The organism is Pedobacter rhodius (assembly GCF_027213645.1).
Taxonomy (GTDB): Bacteria; Bacteroidota; Bacteroidia; order Sphingobacteriales; family Sphingobacteriaceae; genus Pedobacter; species Pedobacter rhodius.
The window spans coordinates 89,895-108,061 of the sequence record NZ_JAPWGL010000007.1 but is presented as its reverse complement, the minus strand read 5'-3'; the positions used below and the strand labels follow the sequence as shown (position 1 = coordinate 108,061).

Sequence of the window (18,167 nt, the reverse complement as noted above, 5' to 3'; positions counted from 1 at the left end):
ATAGTTAACTGATTAACCTAAATCAAAAAAGCTGCTGTATATCCTGTTTAATCAACTCTATCGTTAAATCATAGGGATTTTCATCAATACTTGCCATATGCTGCAAAATTGCCTTACTTAATTCAATTCCATTTGCATCAGCGGGTATGCCTTGTACCGCATTATTAATCATTGCAATGGTATCATCTTTTAATTTTCTTACAACATTCCATGTTCTGCTATCCACATAAAGCTGCTGTGTAATGTTATGTTGATATTCTGAACGTACTTCATTTAAAATGCCGGCCTGTAATGTCCCGATGCCTATTCCTTGCTGATGAAGACGGACCAAAAGGTTTGCCGGATTAATTCTGTCAACAAAAATGATCAACCGTTCGTGCGCCTGTAACCTTAATGGTAAGATATGCGCTTTGGTTTCTTTATTTATTTCGATGGTTTTTAAATTAAAAAATCGTTGAATATCATGCTTTAAAACGTAATAAATTGCAATTAACGCGATAAAAACACCTGAGCTTAATATTACTATATCAGTAATTATTTGTTGTACATTCATATATATTGTTTAACTACGGTAATATTAGAACCTGATAAAAGCAAAAATGTGCATTATTATTTATATTTGTAACAGATAAAATTTAAATAACATGAGCACAACAGTTGATACAGCATTTGCACCGGTTACTTTTTCTGAAGGTGCAGCAAAAGAGTTATATAAATTAAAAGATCAACAGGAAATTGGCGATGATTACGGCTTACGTGTTGGTGTTGAAGGTGGTGGTTGCGCCGGTATGAATTATATTTTAGGTTTCGATCAAAGAAAAGAGGGCGACCAGGAATTCCTTATTGATGGAATTAAAGTTTTCATGAACAAAGCGCATCAAATGTATTTAATGGGTATGATGATAGATTGGCAGGATGGGCTAAATTCACGTGGTTTCACCTTTATTAATCCAAATGCAACCAGTACCTGCGGTTGCGGAACAAGTTTTTCGGCATAAAGAAAATAATATTGTAACATATTGTACAGTCCCTTTGTCTAAACATCGGGACTTTTTTATTTTTACACCTAAAGGTTTGGGGCAAAAGGTATATAGCTTAGGCTTTCATGCCAATCTTGATACTAGATACTTAATACTCGATACTATACTAAATGAATTACAGGGAAAATATCAGGCTGGCATTACAATCTATTAAAAGCAATCGCTTGCGCACCATGTTAACGGCATTAATTATCGCCATTGGCTTAAGTGCTTTGGTTGGTATTTTAACCACACTCGATGCGGTAAAAACAAGCATGACCGAAGCATTTAGCAGCATGGGTGCAAATTCATTTACCATTCGTAATCGCGGCACCGGAATCAGAATTGGCGGACAAGGAAAAAGGCCTAAACCTTTTAAAGCCATCAGATATGAAGATGCGGTTCGATTTAAAGACAGTTTAAACACACCTGCAACCGTAGCCGTCAGTGTTTTTGCCAGCGGTGGTTCTACCATAAAAAATGGCAGTTTAAAAACTAATCCAAATATAAACGTTCAGGGAATCGATGAAAACGGACTTGCATCTCAAGGCTTAAGCTTATCTGAAGGCAGAAATTTCAGTATTTCTGAGGTAGAAATGGGCAGCAATGTTTGTATTGTCGGGAGTGAAGTTGTAGATAAACTTTTTAAAAATGAAGACCCGATTGATAAGCTTATCAACGTAGGTAATAACCGGTTTAAAATTGTCGGTATTTTAGTATCGAAAGGTTCCAGTATGGGATTTAGTGGCGACAGAGCGGTTTATGTTCCTTTATTAAAAGCGAAACAAATCAATGCCAATGCAAATCCATCTTATACAATAACCGTAATGGTTCCGACAAATGACATGCAGGAAAATGTTATCGGCGAATCGACAGCTTTATTCAGAAACATAAGAAAAGTTAAAATTAGTGAACCGAATAACTTTGAGATTACAAAAAGTGACGCCGTAGCGCAAACGCTTTTCGAAAATTTAGCTTTTGTTGCCATTGGTGGTGTTGCAATCGGCATTATTACATTGATTGGTGCCTCTATAGGCCTTATGAATATCATGCTGGTATCTGTTACGGAAAGAACCAGAGAAATCGGAATCAGAAAGGCAATCGGTGCAAATCCGAAAGTTATCCGCCGTCAGTTTTTAATCGAGGCCGTGGTAATTTGTTTAATGGGTGGCAGCTTAGGTATATTTCTTGGAATTGTTATTGGCAATTTAATATCGCTCGCTATGGGCGGTTCATTTATCATTCCATGGCTATTTATATTTGGAGGCTTTGTAATATGCGTAGGTGTCGGGATTTTATCAGGCTACTACCCTGCTAAAAAGGCATCTAAATTAGATCCTGTTGAGGCATTGAGGTACGAATAATGTTTAATTGCTCAATTGTTGTTTAATTGCTCAATTGTTTAAACTGGTTAACTGCTGCTCCGCGGTTAGCGCCCCGCCAATCTCAAATTTCAGAAAATCATCAGTATATTGTTTGGTCAGGCTGTTGGGTCATCAAAACCCAGGCGTATTGTCAATTTTCTTTTAAGGATCATGAGTTTATAGCAAAGCATTGTTTAACTGATGCATGCTTAAAAGTGTTTGCATAGCGGTCGTGTTCAAACTTTCTTCCAGGGCTGCTGCATGTTTTAAATGATGCATATCACTGCCAATAAAATCAATCAAATGATTTTCGACCATTTCTTCAGCAATTTTGCCGGCACCTTTGCCGTAGTAACCTGTTAGTGCAATGGAATTAAGTTGAAGCAAACAACCTGTTTCCCTTATTTGATGGTAGTTTTCTATCGAACCATAATAATAAGGATATCTTTCAGGGTGTGCCAAAACAGGTTTATAACCGGCATCCTGAATCAGTTTAATAAAATCGGTCAGGTTTTGAGGTGCATTTATATAAGAAAGTTCAAATAACAGGTAATTATGACCAAAAGTTAAAACTTCCTTTTGCCTGATTTTTCGTTCCAATGTTTCATCCAGATAATATTCTGCTGCTGCCTCCACCGTTAAATCCAATTGATTTTCCTGTAGGCCTTTTCTTAAAACATCAAGCCCGCGATTAATTGTATCGGGTGTATTCTGGAAATAATCGGCCATGATGTGGGGCGTTGCAATCAATTTTTTAAAACCTAATGCTTTAAATTTTTTGGCAAGGAGCAAGGAATCATCAAGCGTTTGCGCACCATCGTCAATTCCCGGAATAATATGTGAATGCATATCTGTCCCGACGTTTGAAAAATTAAATTCTGGCTTTATTTTTTTCTTTTTAAAAAATCCGAACATATAAAACAGCCCTGAATAGGTTAGATTTCTTTAGGCAAATCTGACGACTCAGCTACATTAGCTAATTTAGAAGAATATATTTTAGAAAGCAATTGATTTGTAGCATCTGACAAGTCGAACTGTAAATCTTCGTGCAACTTAGCCAACTTATTAAGTGTTACCTGGACGGTCTTGATGTAAAAAGTTGCAAATAAAAAACCAAAATCTTTATATCCAAAAAGGGATCTTTTATAATCTAGCGGAATGGAACTTAAAATGAAAATCTTTAGCTCTATCTCTCCAAATGCATCTTTAGTTACTTTATAAAAATGGTTTACACCTGAAATCATTTTCCGAACTTTGGCAAGTGCTTCCTTAACGCTGAGTTTTTTTAGCTCGGGAATCTGCGCTTCAATATCAGATTTTATTTTTTCTTTCCGGGATTCCAAATCACTTTCATCTTCTAACAGCTTATAATGAAGATGTTCTGTTAAAACTTTATCCTTAGCAATTAAGCGAAGCAATAACTTATCTTTTTCTTTAACAGGTAAATCTGTAATGGCGTTTTTTAAGTCTTTATGCTCCGCAAGCTTCATTTAAAACGGATTAGCTTTGATGTATTTCTCCCATTCCCAGGCCGAACGCATCATTTCATTAACATCAAGTTCGGTTTGCCAACCAAGCAATGCTTTAGATTTGGTTACGTCACCATAAATTTTCTCAATATCGCCTTCTCTTCTCGGGCCAATCTGGTAATTTAATTTTTCACCGGTAGAACTTTCAAAAGCTTTGATGATTTCTAAAACTGAAGAGCCTTTTCCCGTTCCGATATTAAAAACTTCGTAGTTTGTTTCAGCTTTAGCACCTTCCATTCTTTTAACAGCAGCAACGTGTGCTTTAGCCAAATCTACGACATGAATATAATCGCGGATTGCACTGCCGTCGGGTGTATCGTAATTATCGCCATAAACGGTAATCGGGCCCCGTTTACCAATTGCCGATTGCGTAATAAAAGGGACTAAATTAGCCGGGACACCATTAGGCAATTCACCGATTAATGCCGTTTTATGTGCGCCAACCGGATTGAAATAACGCAAGGCGATAACGTTTAAATCAGGCGTGACTGCAGCTGTTTCTACTAAAATTTCTTCAGCAATTTGCTTTGTATTTCCATAAGGAGATTCTGCCTGCTTAACTTTTTCAGATTCGGTTACCGGTAAATTATCTGGCTGACCGTAAACCGTACAAGAAGAAGAGAACACAAAATTGATTTTCCTGTTAAAGGCAGTTAAAAGATTAATTAAGCTAAAGAAATTATTCTTATAATATTTCAGAGGCTTCTGAACAGATTCGCCAACAGCTTTAAAAGCTGCAAAATGAATGATACCAGTGATATCATTGTATTTTGCAGCAAATTCATTAACCTTTCCGGTATCGCATAAATCGAACTGATGAAATTCGGGCTTGATGCCGATGATGGCTTCAATCTGATCTAAAATTTTAATACTTGAGTTGGATAAATCATCAACAATTACAACTTCATAACCTGCATTGTGTAGTTCAACAACAGTATGAGAACCAATGTATCCGGTTCCTCCGGTTACTAAAATTTTAGACATTTTTTAACGATTGTATTTATGGAAATCTTTGTGTTCTATTTTTGCCAGGGCTTCTTCAGGCAGCGATTTAAAGTAATCGTACGTAATTTTTAAACCTTCAGCACGACCAACTTTTGGCTCCCATTGTAACAAAGCTTTCGCTTTGGTAATATCCGGCCTGCGCTGTTTCGGGTCATCCTGCGGAAGTTCTTTGTAAACTATCTTTTGTGATGTTCCGGTTAGCTTAATAATCTCCTCGCAGAATTGTTTAATGGTGATTTCATCAGGATTACCAATGTTTACAGGTTGAGCATAATCGCTCATCAGTAAACGATAAATACCTTCGATTAAATCGTCAACATAACAAAACGAGCGGGTTTGACTACCATCACCAAAAACAGTTAAGTCTTCACCACGTAATGCCTGACCGATGAATGCTGGCAAAACGCGTCCGTCGTTCAGTCGCATTCTTGGTCCGTAAGTATTGAAAATACGTACAATTCTGGTTTCTACACCATGAAAAGTATGGTAAGCCATGGTTATGGCTTCCTGAAAACGTTTTGCTTCGTCATAAACGCCTCTAGGTCCAACCGGGTTTACATTACCCCAATATTCTTCAGGTTGAGGATTTACACTTGGGTCGCCATAAACTTCGGAAGTAGATGCGATTAACATCCTTGCGCCTTTTGCCCTTGCTAATCCTAACAAATTATGTGTACCTAATGAACCAACCTTTAAAGTCTGGATAGGAATTTTTAAATAATCTATCGGACTCGCAGGTGATGCAAAGTGCAGAATATAATCAAGTTGCCCGGGAATATGAACAAATTTAGAAACATCATGGTTATAAAATTCGAAGTTCTCTAAATGAAACAAGTGTTCAATGTTGGTTAAATCGCCTGTTATCAGGTTATCCATACCAATTACATGGTAACCTTCCTTTATGAAACGATCGCATAGGTGCGAGCCTAAAAAGCCGGCTGCCCCGGTTATTAAAATTCTCTTACTGCTCATGTTAATCTACCAGTTTACGGCCAATACTGTTATAATAATACCCTAAATCAATCATTTTATCAAGGTCGTATAAGTTTCTACCGTCAAAAATAACTTTGTTTTTAAGGGTTGATTCTATCTTATCGAAATCAGGATTTCTAAATACCGACCATTCTGTTGCAATTAATAAGGCGTCTGCATTTTCTAAAGCATCGTATTGGTTTTCAGCGTACTTAACCTTATCACCGATTACACCTTTTACATTTGGCATTCCTTCCGGATCGAAAACAGTTACCGTTGCACCGGCCTTAACCAAAGCATCGATAATGTATAATGCAGGTGCCTCACGAATATCATCTGTTTCCGGTTTAAAAGCCAATCCCCAAAGCGCAAAATGTTTACCGGCGATATCGTTTTTGTAATATTTTAAAACCTTATCAACCAAAATGGTTTTCTGGCGTTCGTTCACTTCCATTACCGATTTAAGGATTTGGAAATCATAGGTATTTTCATCTGCCGCCTTAACCAAAGCCTGAACATCTTTAGGGAAACAAGAACCACCATAACCGATTCCGGGAAATAAGAACCGTTTGCCGATACGGTCATCTGAACCAATTCCTCTTCTTACTGCATCTACGTCAGCCCCTACCAATTCGCAAAGATTCGCAACTTCGTTCATAAAGGTAATTTTGGTTGCTAAAAATGAATTGGCGGCGTATTTTGTTAATTCAGATGAACGTTCATCCATAAACAAAATCGGGTTTCCCTGGCGAACATAAGGACCATAAAGCTCGGTCATTAATTTTTTAGCCCGCTCGCTTTTTGTACCTAATACAACACGGTCGGGTTTCATGAAATCTTCTACAGCAACGCCTTCGCGTAAAAATTCAGGGTTAGAAACCACATCAACCTCAATGGCTGTATTTTCTGTAAATACTGCTCTAACTTTATCAGCTGTACCAACCGGAACAGTAGATTTGTTAACAATAATTTTATATTCTTTGATGATTTTAGAAATATCTTTTGCTGCCCCTAATATATAAGAAAGATCAGCCGCACCATCTCCTCCCGGAGGCGTTGGTAATGCCATGAAGATGATCTGGGCCTCTTCAATTGCTTCTGCTAGATTAGTCGTAAAATGCAACCTGCCCTGCTCAATGTTTCTATGGAAAAGCAAATCTAAACCTGGCTCATAAATAGGAACCTGGCCTTCCTGCATTTTTTTAACTTTGGCTTCATTAATGTCTACACAGATTACATTATTTCCGGTCTCTGCTAAACACGTTCCGGTAACTAAACCTACGTATCCGGTACCAACTACGGCTATTTTCATATATTTAATAAGGGATTTTAAATATTTTCGTTTTATCTTGCCACGAAGATAATAAAATCCAGTCAATGCTTTTACTATATACAACAGGAATTAAAATTTATAGCTCAATTATTTGGATTTTCTCCTTTTTTAATCAAAAAGCCGCACTGTTTATTTCTGGCAGGAAACAGATTTTCAAACAGATAGCGGAAAAAGTTAATCCAAATAACGAAAATATATGGTTTCATTTCGCCTCATTAGGTGAATTTGAACAAGGCAGACCGGTTATCGAAAAATTAAAGGAATTACGTCCCAAAAAAAAAATTATTATAACATTTTTCTCTCCTTCGGGATATGAAATAAGGAAAAATTACGCTTTAGCTGACGGCGTTTTTTATTTGCCGATCGATAGCAGGAAAAATGCAAAACGATTTATTGAAATTGTGAAACCTGAGCTGACAATTTTTACGAAATACGAATTTTGGTATTATTATTTTAAGGAACTCGACAGAAATAAAATTCCATTATTTGTGATTTCAGGAATTTTCAGGAAAGAACAGGTCTTCTTTAAAAGCTATGGCGGTTTTTACCGGAATATTTTAAAATGTGTTACACATTTTTTTGTTCAAAATCCGGAAAGCAGATCGTTACTTCAATCTATTGGCTTAAATAATGTAACTATTAGTGGCGATACCAGATTCGACAGGGTTTTCGAAAATGCTGAAAGCCCCAAACGATTACCAGAAATAGAACTTTTTTGTGGTGATTCACCAATTTTAATCTGCGGCAGTACCTGGCCAGATGATGAGAAATTACTCGCTGAATTGCCGGTTAAATATCCAGACTGGAAATTTATTATTGCACCCCATGAAGTTCATGAAAGTCATATACAAAGCATTGAGAACCGGTTTTCAGTTAATAGTTTACGGTTTTCAATTTGGAGTACTCAATTAAAAGCCAGCGGTTCTGAAATATTGAATCTAAAATCTAAAATCTTAATTATTGACAACATCGGTATGCTTTCTTCATTATATCAATATGGAAAAATAGCCTACATCGGTGGGGGCTTTGGTGCCGGAATTCATAATACGCTGGAAGCAGCAGCATTTGGGTTAGCGGTAATTTTCGGTCCGAAGTTTAACAAATTCCAGGAAGCAAAAGATTTGATTGAGATTGGAGCGGCTAAAAGCATATCAAATGCCACTGAATTAATCAATGCTTTTGAATATTTCAAAGACAATGAGCAATCGTCAGCTGCTGCAAAAAAATACGTAGAAGATAAAAAAGGTGCGACGGATGTGATTTTGAAAGATATAAAATAAATCTACTCAATCATCCCCGCCAAAGCCTCAATAAATACGGGGCTATCATTTAAACTTTCTACCAATTGAACATGTTCGCCTCCTAAAGCTCTGAATTCTTCATGATATTCTACGGTAATCTCATAAAGAGTTTCGAGACAATCGGCAACAAAAGCCGGACTAAAAACCAATAGTCTTTTTTTACCTTCGGCAGCTAGCTTCTTCAAAATATCAGTCGTGTAGGGCTGAACCCAAGGTTCTTTCCCGAGGCGGGATTGAAAACAAACGGTATAATTTTCTTTAGAAATATTCAGCTCTTTGGCAATTAATCTTGCCGTATCATGCCCTTGTGCAGAATAGCAGAATTTGTTGGTATCATTCAGCGTTTGGCAGCAATCAGAACTTTTTAAACAATAGCTTCCCGTATGGTCGCATTTTAAAAGTTGTCGTTCCGGTAAACCATGAAAACTGAATAAAATATGATCATAAGTTTCCGGATTATGCTTTCTTGCATTTTCGGCAAAAACCTTTATCATTAATTCGTTATCATGAAAAGAGTTTACAAATGAAATTGGTGGAACAGTTGGCCATTTACTCACCAATTCCATAACCAATTGCATAACGGAACCTGTACTCGCCGATGCATATTGCGGAAACATAGGCATCACCTGGATACTTTCTACCAAACCTGCCTTTAGGTTAGCCAAAGCAGATGCAATAGACGGACTTTGATAACGCATTGCCAGTTCGACATGGTAATCATCCCCCAACCTTTCCTGAAGCATTCCCGCCTGTAATTTACTGTAATATAAGAGTGGTGAACCATTTTCACCCCATATTTCTTTATATAATTTCGCTGTTTTAGGGCTTCTGAATGGTACGATAATACCTTTAACCAGTAAAGTTCTGTTAAAAGCAGGAATATCAATTACCCGCTCATCCATTAAAAACTGATCTAAATATTTCTTAACATCAGATACGGCAGGACTGTCAGGTGTTCCCAAATTAACCAGTAAAATTCCCTTTTTGCTCATTTAAATAAAGAATATGTCTTGTGTCGCAAATATCGCTTTTTTAGTATTAAGTAGCTAATATCGAGTATCAAGATTTGGTAAAAAGTACGTCTTTTTTAAGGAATAGTTACACGTAAAAAATCGATCGTATTTTTTAAGTATCCGTTACTAAAACCAATCTGTTAATCTGTGGCTAAAATCATGCAGCTATTCTTTTATTTTATACAATTGCCACCAGGGCATGCCCGGTTTTTGATGATGCTCTAAATGATAACCAAAAAAATAGCAGGTAATAAAAGCGAAGAAATGATTTTTTCGTAAAGTAGACGCATGATATTCGTTATCATGTTCACCTTTATGAGGCTGGTAAGTGCCAAAATAAAACAGTTGAAACGTGCTAAGCAATGATGGTAAAACCCAAAATATTAATAAGTTTTTTTCGTCAATCCAGATTTTCAAAATGTTAAAGGCAAGGGCCATAATTATCAGCTGAATAAACGTTACATAATTCATCATAAAACTAAAATACCATTTCCAGAAGCCGTGTGGTGCAAAATCAGGGTCTTCTTCCGTATGCACATGATTGTGATGTTTGTGATGTTTATTGTAAAGTTTATTATAGAAAAAGCCCGCGTACAAAAACACAGACAGGTATCCGAAAAAATCATTCAATTTTTTATCAGATGAAATCGTTCCATGCATAGCATCGTGAGCAGTTATAAATAAACCGGTATACAAATGCATCTGGATAAAAACCATCAGGTAAACAAAAGGATTTGTCCATTCAAAATTCCAGCGGAGCAAGAAAAAGATAGACGTAAACCAACAGATAATTACGGTTGAGGCAACAAGTACTCCAATATGTGATTGGTTGATTTTCAATTGGCTTTTTCTTATTAACAGTTTTAACAGAAAATTGATTTGCCGATGGAAGGATTAATATTGTTCTAAGGCTGATTTTACTTTTTCCATCAACCACATTGGTGTAGAGGTTGCACCGCAAATACCAACTTTATCATTTTCGTTAAACCAGCTTTTATCTAATTCATCCACATTCGAAATGAAGTAGGAATTATCATTATATTTCTTACATACGTCATAAAGCACTTTTCCGTTTGACGATTTTTTGCCCGAAACAAAAATGATTTTATTGTAGTGGCTTACAAAATTTTCAAGTTCTTCGTAACGGTTAGATACTTGTCTGCAAATCGTGTCGTTTGCTTTAACTTCATAGCCGCGAGATAATAATTCATCTTTAATGCCATAAAATTTATCGACGCTTTTTGTTGTCTGGCTGTATAAGGTAAATTTAGACGGCAATTCTACATTATCAAGCTCCGCTAAATCCTGAAAAACAATTGCCTCACCGTTAGTCTGACCCTGTAACCCAATCACTTCAGCATGACCGTGTTTTCCAAAAATCAGGATTTGCTCATCATCGTCATGTGAGTTTTTAATCCGGTTTTGAAGTTTTAAAACCACCGGACATGAAGCATCGATGAGTGTTAAGTTGTTTTCTAAGGCAAGTTGGTAGGTTGATGGCGCTTCACCATGTGCACGGATTAAAACCTTCTCATTTTTTAGTGTTTTAAGCACTTCATGATCTATGATTTTAAGCCCCATGTTGGTCAGACGCTCAACTTCCTCATCATTATGAACAATATCGCCAAGACAGTATAAATAACCTTCGCTATCTAAAATATCTTCGGCCATTTCAATTGCGTAAACTACGCCGAAGCAAAATCCCGATGATTTATCTATGGTGACTTGTAAATTATAACTCATTGCAATACAAAATTAAGCAAAAATTTCCTATCATCTTGTCATGTACAAGACAACAAAAAATATAAGTTGCGAAACAAACATTGTTGTGCCGATATACTTTTGTTGTTTCAGCCCAAGAGCATAATAAAATTTTAATAAAATTACCGAAACGATAAACCAGGCTACGTAATTTTGAAGGGGAATTTCGTGCCAGTCCCAGTGCCAGTAATCGAATTTCATGGCCACAGGCTCCAAGAAGAAATCGAATGTAATTAAACACACACCACCGATTAATGATGCTAAAATACCGTTCCGGATTTTCAGGCTTTTAATCATCTGGCCAGTACTGAAAATCAGGATAACCCAATTCACACCCATTAATATCGGAACGGCAGCAATTTTAAATCCGAGTGTTGTGCCATAATAATAACTGCCGAATATTTTACCGGTTTTAACGCCCAGAACTTCAACCAGAAAACCGCATAGAAAAACGCCGCAAACGAAAAGCAATAGCCTTTTAATATCAGCATTATAAGAAAATAAAATAACAGCAAACATTAAAAGCAGGTGAAAAGGAACCAACCGGATAAAATATGGCTGAGCGGCAGGAATCAGAAATCCGAGTAAGCCAACCAAATGAAAAACAATAATAATGGCTACCGCCAGTTTTTTAATTCTTAAATCGGCTTGATCAATCTGCCCTTCCATGAACCTCTTTTTAATAAATGATTAGAAATTGATTTAACTGAAATTAACAAAAACAATAACATTTGTAAAGGATGCAAAATTAAATTTAAAACCACATTTTGTCCTGATAAAAAGGCTATCATTATCCTGCTTAACACAATTAAAGTAATCGGTAAAGCTAGCAGATGTAAATCGTAATTTATGAATAATAAAATCGGCCAGCTCATTACCAAAAGCTGGTAAATTAATAATATTAAGATGTTATTACCAAAACCTGCAAGTAAATTTTTACTAAACCCATTTATACCCTCACCAAGATTTTTATACATCCTGCAGTGAATTAAACCGTTAGCCAATAATGCTTCAACTTTAAATCCTGTCTGCTTAACCAGTTTCATTATCTCAATATCTTCTACAACCCGGTTTTTAACACATTTATGCCATTGATTTTCACGATAATTTGTCGCATCGAAAAACATACACTGCCCGCTGGCCGCAGAAAAAGCAGGGTTTTTAGAAAATCTAACCAACCGCAAAGGCAGTAAATTCAATAAAATGAAATGCATTAATGGCACCGTTATCTTCTCTCCAAAGCTTAACATTACCTGGTTAGTAAAAATGCTGAGCAAGCTTAATCCATTATTTTCTACACGAAATATAAGACTGTTAATCAGGCCTCTTTTTATTAACTCATCCGCATCAACAAACAGGAAATACTTACCTGTTGCAACTTCAGCCAGCTGATGACAGGCATAATTTTTACCTAACCACCCTTTGGGCAGTTCTTTTCCTTTAACAATTTTAAATTGCTTATTTTCTTCAGAAAAACGGGATACAAGCCCGAAAGTATTGTCGTTACTATCATCATCTAAAACAATAACTTCATAATTAGCATAATCTTGTTCCTTTATCGATTGAAGTAATTGAAGTATATTTTCGGCTTCATTTCTTGCGGGGATAAGGATTGAAACTTTATCTTGAAAATGCTTAATCGTTCTGGGCAGCTTTGGGTTGGATAAAAAGTTAAAAACCGTAACCGAAAACCTGATGATAAGAAAGATTAATGCTGCGTAAATAAAAATCGTCATTCGGTAATTTGTGTTTGTTTAACAACAGAATTATCGTAATGTTTATTGTACGCACTTTTTAATAATTGAAGACTAATGTATTCTTCATTTTCCCAGTTTTGGAGATAAGTATAAGCTGACGCCTTTCGCTTTGAAAAAAAATCGATAAAAGTAGCAGCAAAAACAACGTTTATCTTTTTCTGACTTGAATTGATCATTTGCATTACACCCTTTTCAAAAGTTACACTCTTCAGGTGATTAGAGTATAACTTGCCTTGAGGAAAAACCAAAATCAGGTTATCAGGATTATCCAACAGTTTTCCGGCATAGTTCAAGGTGTCTAAAACATCTTTTCCCGAGTGTTCGGCAGCGAAAGCACCAAGATATTTTAGAAAACTTACTTTACTATAGTTCTCTGCATTTACCAAAACATGAAACTGCTTTTTAAAAACTTTTTTATTGATGTAGAAAATCAAAAAGCCATCCCACCAGCTGAAGTGGTTCGCCAATACCAAAACTGATGAATCTTTTTTGAGTTCTATATTATCATAATTAAACGCAGCGAAATCTTTATTAATGATAAATTGAATGTACCAGGAGAAAAATTTATGAATAATTGTATTTTTTCGTGGATAGTACATGCAGGAAAGTTGCAAAAAAATAGGATTAATTGCAAATGTGTATGCATACTTTTAACATCCGGCGATAAAATTGCTTTCCCATACATACTTATTACGAACGAGAAAAATTACCAAGTATAAATTATCCTCGTTTGTAAACAAGATTAATGACACGCAAATTCGTAATGTGCTGAAATCAACTCAGGTAAACCCTGTCTTCTTCGCCTTCTACATCCATCACCACATCAACATGTTCTTTTAAAATAGTGGCGAGTTCCAATCCGACAAAATCGGTCGCTATCGGGAAAATTTTATGACTTCTATCGACCAGTACAACCGTACGGATTTTTTTATGCGGTGTATTTAAGAAAACCCCCAGGCCATAAGCCAGTGTCTTGCCACTGTTTAAAACATCATCAACCAGAATTATCACTTTATTCTTCCACTGGCTTTCATTTAAATCAGTTGTGGCAATCAGTTTACTACTCTGTTTTTCCAGGTCGATACGCAACAGCGTTAGTTTAAATTCTGATATTTTTTTCAAAACCTTTTCCAAACGAACAGCCAACTTGTAACCTCTATCCCAAATTCCGGCAAGCACAATTTCTTTCTCGTTTAGGTTATCTTCTAAAATCTGATAAGCTATACGATCTATCTTTTGTTGTATTTGTTTTTTATTGAGGATAAGTAATTGTGGTGTCGCCATTTTGAAAAAAGGTTTGAATACAAAAAGAACGATTTTAAGCATAAGATTCAAACGATTTGAAAAATAATTTGAATTCACTGCAACGTTTTTGCCGGTTCTGCGTCTAATATTTAACCGAATAATGAAAATCTAAATCAAACATTCATTTCAAAAACAAAGTCCTAAATAAAATCAGATGAAAAACTTCTTAAAAACAACGGCAACATTATTATTTATGGTTGCGGGCAGTTATATCGCGAAAGCGCAGGAATCAAAAAATGTATCTGTAAAAAACTTTAACAGCATCACTGTCAGCAGCGGTATCGATCTGTATTTAACTCAGGGTGGTAGCGAAAGTTTAACGCTGAAAGCAAGTTCAGATTTATTAGAGAATGTTGTTGTAGAGCAAAAAGGCAGTAATTTAACCATAAAAATGAAAGAGGGTATACACTGGGGCTCGATGTTTAAAAACCAATCGATTAAAGCTTATGTAAATTTTAAAACATTGGCCGCACTAACCGCTTCGGGCGGCAGCGATGTTTTCGCGCAGGGGCAAATTAAAGCCGGTAAGTTTGCCTTACGTTCTTCCGGCGGTTCTGATGTAAAATTAAACCTGGTTTGTACAGATCTTGAATTGCAAACAAGTGGCGGCAGCGATGTCACATTAACCGGAAAAGCAGAAAATATGATTTTACAAACAAGCGGTGGCAGTGATGTCGATGCTTATGATTTTATTGTTGAATATGCAAAGGTAAGTGCTTCTGGCGGTTCTGATGCAAATATAAATGTTACTAAAGGCTTGGAGGCGGGTGCTTCAGGCGGAAGCGACGTTCACTACAAAGGCAACGCTTCCTTAAAGAAAACATCGTCATCTAAAAGTGGCGATGTCACCAAAGTGAATTAGTTAGTTTTAGGTTTAGTTAATTTCACTATCGCTTGTTTTACGGATGTAAAGCAAGCGATTTTTTTAAAATGATTTCACAGATTATAAGATTACACAGATAATGGGTTTTCGCTTTAGTCTTTATCCTTTCAGCTTTTACCTTTCTTGTAAGGATAGTAAATAAAATTTGCACCCTCGGGAACAATAACGAAAACGCACATAAAATTTTCCGGCTTCTTGTAAACTTTTAAAAATTGTTCTTTTTTCTCATTATTAATAATTCCTTTTTCTACAAATTCTTCTAGAGTTGAAGCTTGAATGGTCCAATCGGTATTCAACTCTTCTTTATTTAAAATGATTTCGCCTAATTTAACCTCGTGCTGGTGCGCAACAAAAATAGGGTAAGAAGAAATGCCTTCTACCATAATTTCGATGGCTACTTCTTTTATTGCATCTGCATAAAATTCTAAGTCCTTTTCTAAACTCACCAGCGGACTTTCTTTTTTCTTTTGTGGTGCTCCACTATCTTCAGGCGTTGTGCCTAATAACTCTTCTCTATCCATATTATTTCATCGAAAGGTTGAATGTTGAAACAGTATAAATTTCCATCACACATCTTCCACGTACGTTCTATGCTTTTAATCTTAACAAAACGACGTTTTCTACATGTTGCGTATGCGGAAACATGTCTACAGGCCTAATGCGAACAACATCATATTTATCTTTTAACAATTCCAAATCTCTGGCCTGCGTTGCAGCATTACAGCTCACGTAAACGATTTTTTCGGCTTCCATTTCAAGTAATCGCTGCACGACATCTGCGTGCATACCTGCTCTGGGGGGGTCGGTAATTACAACATCAGGTTTACCATGATTACTGATAAATTCTGCAGTCAGTATATCTTTCATATCACCTGCATAAAAGATGGTATTTTCTATTCCATTTAATTCTGAATTAAATTTGGCATCTTCAATCGCTGTCGGCACATACTCTACCCCAACAACCTGCTTTACCTCTTTGGCAATGAAATTTGCAATGGTTCCGGCGCCGGTGTATAAATCGTAAACCAGCTCATTACCCTTAAAACCAGCGAATTCTTTTGTTATTTTATATAATTCAAATGCCTGTTCTGAGTTGGTTTGATAAAAAGATTTTACACCAATTTTAAAGCGGATACCATCCATTTCTTCGAAAATGTGATCGCGACCGGCAAAAGTATTAACGTCCTGGTCGAATATGGTATCGTTTTTCTTCTGATTGACGATATAGAGCAACGATGTAATTTGAGGAAACTCCGACTTAAGAAAGTTCATTAACCCATCAATTTGATCTTGCTCAGGATAGGCGAAAACAACTGCAACCATAATTTCACCCGTACTGGAAGTTCTGATGATTAGATTACGTAAAACACCTTCATGATTCCTTAAATCGTAAAATGAGATTTCATTTTCCAAAGCATATTTGCGAACAGCATTTCTGATTTGGTTTGATGGGTCATCCTGTAAATAACAGTGTTCGATATCTAAAATTTTATCAAAGCGCAATGGAACATGAAATCCAAGGGCATTCATATCAAAATCTTCATCGCGTTCTACATCGGTTTTTTCTAACCAGCGTTTATTCGAAAAAGTAAATTCAAGCTTGTTGCGGTAATATTTATTTTTTGCCGAGCCGAGGATTGGTTTGGTGAAAGAAGTATCTATTTTGCCAAGACGCTGCAATGCAGCTTCGACATTTTTTTGTTTAAACTTCAACTGAGATTCGTAACCCATGTGCTGCCATTTACAGCCGCCGCAAGTACCAAAATGCTGGCAAAATGGTTCAGTTCGCAAAGCAGATTTTTCATGCAATTGCTCTATTATTGCTTCAGCAAAGTTTTTTTTCTTTTTTGTCAGACGAACATCCACAACATCGCCAGGAACGGCTTTGTCAATAAAAATAACCAGCTCATCTGCTTTGCCCACACCTTTTCCTTCTTCTGCAATATCAATTACATGTACATTCGGAATTATAGTTACCGTACCCGGTTTTCTTCTACTCATTATGCCGCAAAGATAGAAAAAAGAGGTTAAAGGTTGAGGATGGAAAGATGGAAGGTAAAAAATTCGAGATGCTTACGGAAAAAATTATGTAATAGGATTTAATTCGAACTTAAAATTGTTCGTCAGGAAATATTCAATTCCAAAAATTATTTTCCGAAAAATTTAAATGCTGCGCCCCAAAAGCCATCTAACCAATTAAATTTAAGGTCAAATTTTTCATCTACTTGTACAGAAAACTCTAATATTTCTTTGCTCATGATAAAAAACCAATCTATTTAAGCAATAATACAAAATTCAGACCAAAAACCCAAACGGTTTAAGTTATATTTAAGTTAAGTTTAAATAAATTTACAAAAACCGGCAGCTGCTTATAAAGCAAATATTTTAAATCACTATTTGATATGTGTATCTAATTGATTAACTTAATACATCATTTCACATAAAAAGGAGGTTCATCATGAACGTTATCCGTAGAATTGAACATTGGGGAGATGTTCATCAAACAAAATGGCTTGACTTTTTGCGCATTATTTTAGGCCTGGTTATTTTTGGTAAAGGTGTTTCATTTATCAGTGACACCACTACCCTTCAAAATTTAATCACGGACAATAATGTTTTTGGCTTTTCAGGTGTACTGATTAGTGTGGCAATTCACCTGGTTGCCTTTGCGCACCTGGTTGGCGGAATATTAATAACGCTGGGTTTGGTAACTCGTTTTGCCGTGGTTATTCAAATACCGATACTGATGTTTGCTGTATTTTTTGTAAACCTGACCAAAGGGTTTTCAATGCCAAATTCTGAACTCTGGCTTTCTGTTTTAGTATTGTTATTGCTCATTTTATTTTGGGTAATCGGCTCCGGACCGCTATCTGTTGATGAAGGTTTGAAAAACAAGAAAGGCAGGCGTTACGATTAAGGTGAAAT

The 18,167-nt window shown here is 36.1% G+C and carries 21 protein-coding genes; 5 read left to right on the top strand and 16 right to left on the bottom strand.

What is annotated here, in order from left to right:
- Window positions 1–22: 22 nt before the first annotated feature.
- Window positions 23–553 (bottom strand): DUF7935 family protein, encoded by a 531-nt coding sequence (locus O0931_RS19915; RefSeq protein WP_269417228.1) that lies wholly within the window; start codon window positions 551–553, stop codon window positions 23–25.
- 91 nt (window positions 554–644) lie between these two features.
- Here O0931_RS19915 and O0931_RS19910 point away from each other — a divergent pair, with 91 nt between their 5' ends.
- Both O0931_RS19910 and O0931_RS19905 read left to right on the top strand, forming a co-directional pair.
- The gene (locus O0931_RS19910) at window positions 645–998 is read left to right on the top strand and encodes a HesB/IscA family protein (RefSeq protein ID WP_269417227.1); all 354 of its coding nucleotides are present in this window, start codon (window positions 645–647) and stop codon (window positions 996–998) included.
- Window positions 999–1,150: 152 nt separating this feature from the next.
- On the top strand, window positions 1,151–2,383 hold the full coding sequence (locus O0931_RS19905; RefSeq protein WP_269417226.1) for an ABC transporter permease: 1,233 nt from the start codon (window positions 1,151–1,153) through the stop codon (window positions 2,381–2,383).
- Between the two features lie 177 nt (window positions 2,384–2,560).
- On the opposite strand, the gene O0931_RS19900 is transcribed toward O0931_RS19905, so the two are convergent.
- From O0931_RS19900 to O0931_RS19880, 5 genes are all read right to left on the bottom strand, one after another.
- Window positions 2,561–3,232: a tyrosine-protein phosphatase gene (locus O0931_RS19900; protein ID WP_269417225.1), complete on the bottom strand. Its 672-nt coding sequence runs from the start codon at window positions 3,230–3,232 to the stop codon at window positions 2,561–2,563.
- 86 nt (window positions 3,233–3,318) lie between these two features.
- Window positions 3,319–3,873: a hypothetical protein gene (locus O0931_RS19895; protein ID WP_269417224.1), complete on the bottom strand. Its 555-nt coding sequence runs from the start codon at window positions 3,871–3,873 to the stop codon at window positions 3,319–3,321.
- Window positions 3,874–4,896, bottom strand: coding sequence for a UDP-glucose 4-epimerase GalE (gene galE, locus O0931_RS19890; RefSeq protein ID WP_269417223.1), 1,023 nt, complete (start codon window positions 4,894–4,896; stop codon window positions 3,874–3,876).
- A 3-nt stretch (window positions 4,897–4,899) separates the two neighbouring features.
- A complete protein-coding gene (locus O0931_RS19885) occupies window positions 4,900–5,889 on the bottom strand; it encodes a UDP-glucuronic acid decarboxylase family protein (protein WP_269417222.1) in 990 nt (329 codons plus the stop codon).
- Between the two features lies 1 nt (window position 5,890).
- Window positions 5,891–7,201, bottom strand: coding sequence for a UDP-glucose dehydrogenase family protein (locus O0931_RS19880; protein WP_269417221.1), 1,311 nt, complete (start codon window positions 7,199–7,201; stop codon window positions 5,891–5,893).
- A gap of 65 nt (window positions 7,202–7,266) precedes the next feature.
- Here O0931_RS19880 and O0931_RS19875 point away from each other — a divergent pair, with 65 nt between their 5' ends.
- Window positions 7,267–8,502, top strand: a complete 1,236-nt coding sequence (locus O0931_RS19875) for a 3-deoxy-D-manno-octulosonic acid transferase (protein ID WP_269417220.1) — start codon at window positions 7,267–7,269, stop codon at window positions 8,500–8,502.
- Window positions 8,503–8,504: 2 nt separating this feature from the next.
- Here O0931_RS19875 and hemH read toward each other — a convergent pair whose 3' ends face one another.
- The 7 genes from hemH to O0931_RS19840 form a co-directional block, all read right to left on the bottom strand.
- The gene (gene hemH, locus O0931_RS19870) at window positions 8,505–9,515 is read right to left on the bottom strand and encodes a ferrochelatase (protein ID WP_269417219.1); all 1,011 of its coding nucleotides are present in this window, start codon (window positions 9,513–9,515) and stop codon (window positions 8,505–8,507) included.
- Between the two features lie 186 nt (window positions 9,516–9,701).
- On the bottom strand, window positions 9,702–10,376 hold the full coding sequence (locus O0931_RS19865) for a fatty acid desaturase (protein ID WP_269417218.1): 675 nt from the start codon (window positions 10,374–10,376) through the stop codon (window positions 9,702–9,704).
- Between the two features lie 54 nt (window positions 10,377–10,430).
- A complete protein-coding gene (locus O0931_RS19860) occupies window positions 10,431–11,279 on the bottom strand; it encodes a 4-hydroxy-3-methylbut-2-enyl diphosphate reductase (RefSeq protein WP_269417217.1) in 849 nt (282 codons plus the stop codon).
- Window positions 11,280–11,309: 30 nt separating this feature from the next.
- Window positions 11,310–11,966: a carotenoid biosynthesis protein gene (locus tag O0931_RS19855; protein WP_269417216.1), complete on the bottom strand. Its 657-nt coding sequence runs from the start codon at window positions 11,964–11,966 to the stop codon at window positions 11,310–11,312.
- Window positions 11,936–13,033, bottom strand: coding sequence for a glycosyltransferase family 2 protein (locus O0931_RS19850; protein WP_269417215.1), 1,098 nt, complete (start codon window positions 13,031–13,033; stop codon window positions 11,936–11,938). The genes O0931_RS19855 and O0931_RS19850 overlap by 31 nt, the downstream gene beginning before the upstream one ends.
- Window positions 13,030–13,653: a 1-acyl-sn-glycerol-3-phosphate acyltransferase gene (locus O0931_RS19845; RefSeq protein ID WP_269417214.1), complete on the bottom strand. Its 624-nt coding sequence runs from the start codon at window positions 13,651–13,653 to the stop codon at window positions 13,030–13,032. Before O0931_RS19845 ends, O0931_RS19850 begins: the two co-directional genes overlap by 4 nt.
- A 175-nt stretch (window positions 13,654–13,828) precedes the next feature.
- Window positions 13,829–14,338 (bottom strand): phosphoribosyltransferase family protein, encoded by a 510-nt coding sequence (locus O0931_RS19840; protein ID WP_269417237.1) that lies wholly within the window; start codon window positions 14,336–14,338, stop codon window positions 13,829–13,831.
- A gap of 175 nt (window positions 14,339–14,513) precedes the next feature.
- On the opposite strand from O0931_RS19840, the gene O0931_RS19835 reads away from it, so the two are divergent.
- Complete coding sequence (locus O0931_RS19835; protein WP_269417213.1) at window positions 14,514–15,221, top strand: head GIN domain-containing protein; 708 nt, start codon at window positions 14,514–14,516, stop codon at window positions 15,219–15,221.
- Window positions 15,222–15,349: 128 nt separating this feature from the next.
- On the opposite strand, the gene O0931_RS19830 is transcribed toward O0931_RS19835, so the two are convergent.
- The 3 genes from O0931_RS19830 to O0931_RS19820 form a co-directional block, all read right to left on the bottom strand.
- Window positions 15,350–15,763, bottom strand: a complete 414-nt coding sequence (locus tag O0931_RS19830; RefSeq protein WP_269417212.1) for a hypothetical protein — start codon at window positions 15,761–15,763, stop codon at window positions 15,350–15,352.
- A 67-nt stretch (window positions 15,764–15,830) separates the two neighbouring features.
- Window positions 15,831–17,243 (bottom strand): 23S rRNA (uracil(1939)-C(5))-methyltransferase RlmD, encoded by a 1,413-nt coding sequence (gene rlmD / locus O0931_RS19825; protein WP_269417211.1) that lies wholly within the window; start codon window positions 17,241–17,243, stop codon window positions 15,831–15,833.
- Window positions 17,244–17,389: 146 nt separating this feature from the next.
- On the bottom strand, window positions 17,390–17,500 hold the full coding sequence (locus O0931_RS19820) for a hypothetical protein (RefSeq protein ID WP_025145553.1): 111 nt from the start codon (window positions 17,498–17,500) through the stop codon (window positions 17,390–17,392).
- Between the two features lie 200 nt (window positions 17,501–17,700).
- Here O0931_RS19820 and O0931_RS19815 point away from each other — a divergent pair, with 200 nt between their 5' ends.
- The gene (locus O0931_RS19815) at window positions 17,701–18,159 is read left to right on the top strand and encodes a DoxX family protein (protein WP_269417210.1); all 459 of its coding nucleotides are present in this window, start codon (window positions 17,701–17,703) and stop codon (window positions 18,157–18,159) included.
- Window positions 18,160–18,167: the final 8 nt, after the last annotated feature.